General features: G+C 75.0%; 2 protein-coding genes and 1 pseudogene. 2 read left to right on the top strand and 1 reads right to left on the bottom strand.

Annotated features, from left to right (window positions below):
* Positions 1-36: 36 nt before the first annotated feature.
* A complete protein-coding gene (locus ABZ641_RS32645) occupies positions 37-996 on the bottom strand; it encodes an SDR family oxidoreductase (protein WP_344624856.1) in 960 nt (319 codons plus the stop codon).
* Positions 997-1,170: 174 nt separating this feature from the next.
* Between ABZ641_RS32645 and ABZ641_RS32640 the strand changes: the two genes are divergently transcribed.
* Both ABZ641_RS32640 and ABZ641_RS32635 read left to right on the top strand, forming a co-directional pair.
* Positions 1,171-2,322, top strand: a complete 1,152-nt coding sequence (locus ABZ641_RS32640; RefSeq protein ID WP_344624857.1) for a glutathione-independent formaldehyde dehydrogenase — start codon at positions 1,171-1,173, stop codon at positions 2,320-2,322.
* 32 nt (positions 2,323-2,354) lie between these two features.
* Positions 2,355-2,582: pseudogene (locus ABZ641_RS32635) on the top strand (hypothetical protein); the annotation flags it as partial.

Below are 2,582 nucleotides of genomic sequence, written 5' to 3'. Positions count from 1 at the left end.
GCTCTGGCGCTGTCCGCTGCGACTACGGGCCGCCGGTCATTGCGGCTCGTTGGTGCCGCGTCCCGCGCGGTCGCCGAGGCCGGTCAGTGCACCGACCGGCGGGTACCTGCGCTCGGCTTCGGCTGCGGCGTCGGTGCCCGCGACCGGGCGGCTCGGCCGGGCGCCGGCGGAGGGCAGCAGCCGGGCCGCCAGGGTGAGGGCGCGGGTGGTGGTGGCGGGCGCCAGGCCGTAGACGCGGCTGCCGAGCTTGGCCGCGGGGGTGAGCACCAGCTCGGGGCGGCCCCGTTCGGCGGCCCGGACGATCGCCCGGGCGGCGCGGGACGCGTCCATGGAGAGCAGCGGCAGGCTCGCGGCGGGCCCGAACCAGGCGTACTCGCGCTCGGGCCGGCCGGCGAAGGCGGCGGCCCGGTGCGAGCCGGTGCGCATCAGGCCCGGCAGCACGGTGGTGACGCTGATGCCGTCGGCGGCGAGTTCGGCGCGCAGGCCCGCGGACAGCCCGGCGAGCGCGAACTTGGCGGTGACGTAGGGCAGCAGGTGCGGGGCCGGGATGCGGCCGCCGATCGAGGAGACGGTGACGACGGTGCCGCTGCGGCGCTCGCGCATGCCGGGCAGGGCGGCGAGCACCAGCCGGACGGGCGCCCGCACCATGACGTCCAGTGCACGGTCGAAGTCCTCGGCGGTGAAGGCCTCCAGCGGGCCGACCTGGATCAGTCCGGCGTTGTTCACCAGCACGTCGAGCCGGCCGAACCGCTCGACGGTGGCGGCGACCAGCCGTTCGGGGGCGTCCGGTTCCGCGAGGTCGCAGACGGTGGAGGCGACGGTGCCGCGGCTGCTCAGCTCGCGTTCGGCGGTGGCGAGTTCCTGCGGATCGCGGGCGCAGATCATCACCCGGGCGCCGCGGTCGGCGAGTTCGCCGGCGATCAGCAGGCCCAGCCCGCGGGATCCGCCGGTGACCAGTGCGGTGGCGCCGTGGAAGCGGTCGTCGTGGTGGTGCATGGGCTTCTCCGTCTCCGGTGTCGGGCCCGCACGGGCGGTGCCCGTGCGGGAACTCCCCCGTCGGCGCCTGTCCGTGCCCCGGCCGGGCAAACGGCCGGCCTCGGCGGTTTCCGCCATCCCGCGACGGGCAGCCGCGACCACCGGACGACGTGATGCGCGGAGAGGGTGGTCGACGTGAAGGCAGTGGTGTTCAAGGGGCCGTTCGAGGTGTCGGTCGAGGAGGTGCCCGATCCGCGGCTGGAGGCCCCGGGGGACGCGGTCGTGCGCATCACCACGACCAACATCTGCGGTTCCGACCTGCACATGTACGAGGGCCGCACCTCGGTGGAGGAGGGCAAGGTCCTCGGTCACGAGAACATGGGCATCGTCGAGGAGACCGGCCCGGGCGTCACCCGGATCGAGCCGGGCGACCGGGTGTCCGTGCCGTTCAACATCGCCTGCGGCAGCTGCCGCAACTGCGTGGAGGGGCTGACGGCGTTCTGCCTGCGGACGAACCCGACCGAGGGCGTCGACGGCGCGGCGTACGGCTACGCCAACATGGGCCCGTACCGCGGCGGGCAGGCCGAGTACCTGCGGGTGCCGCACGCGGACTTCAACCTGCTGGAGCTCCCGGCGGGCACCGAGCACGAGAACGACTTCACCATGCTGTCGGACATCTTCCCGACCGGCTGGCACGGCACCGAGCTGGCCGGCATGCGGCCGGGCGACACCGTGGCGGTGTTCGGCGCGGGCCCGGTCGGCCTGCTGGCCGCGCACAGTGCGGTGATCCGCGGCGCCGCCCGGGTCTTCGTCGTCGACGAGGAGCCGGACCGGCTGGCGCTCGCCGAGCGGATCGGCGCCGAGCCGGTCGACTTCTCCGCGGCCGACCCGGTCGAGCAGATCACCGACGCCACCCACGGCGCCGGCGCGGACTGCGGCGTCGAGGCGGTCGGCTACCAGGCGCACGACCCGACCGGCCGGGAGCACCCCGAGCTCGTCCTGGACCAGCTGGTCAGGGCCGTCCGGACGGCCGGCGGCATCGGCGTGGTCGGCGTCTACGTCCCCGAGGACCCGGAGGCCGCCACCGACGGCGCCGAGGAGGGCCGGATCGGCTTCGACTACGGCACCTTCTTCACCAAGGGCCAGCGGATGGGCACCGGCCAGTGCCCGGTGAAGCGGTACAACGCCCGGCTGCGCGACCTGATCACCGCCGGACGGGCCGAGCCGTCCTTCCTGGTCTCCCACGAGCTTCCCCTCACCGAGGCGCCGCGCGGCTACCGCTGCTTCGACCACCGGGACGACGGCTGGACGAAGGTCCTGCTGCGGCCGACGGCCCTCGCCGCCTGACGGCGGACCCGCACCGTGCAAGGAGTGCCACCATGACCGACCGCGACGGCGAGCGGCTGCTCGCCATCTACCTCAACGACCACCTGGCCGGCTCGTACGGCGGTACGGCGCTCGCCCGCCGGATCGCCCGCACGCACCCTGCCGGCCCGGACGCCCCCGATCTGCGGACCATGGCCCGGGAGATCGCCGAGGACCGGGACGAACTCGCGCTGCGCGACGACGACCGGTCCCTGCTCTCGCTGGCCCCCGCCGTCCTCGGC

The sequence above is a fragment of the Kitasatospora sp. NPDC007106 genome (genome assembly GCF_040634455.1).
Lineage (GTDB): Bacteria > Actinomycetota > Actinomycetes > Streptomycetales > Streptomycetaceae > Kitasatospora > Kitasatospora arboriphila.
Note: the sequence above shows the minus strand (reverse complement) of the source record. Positions and strands in the feature narration are given on the sequence as shown.

Coding starts and splice junctions, on each gene's coding strand:
- ABZ641_RS32645 (WP_344624856.1), bottom strand. CDS start 996: ATGCACCACCACGACGACCGCTTCCACGGCGCCACCGCACTGGTCACC.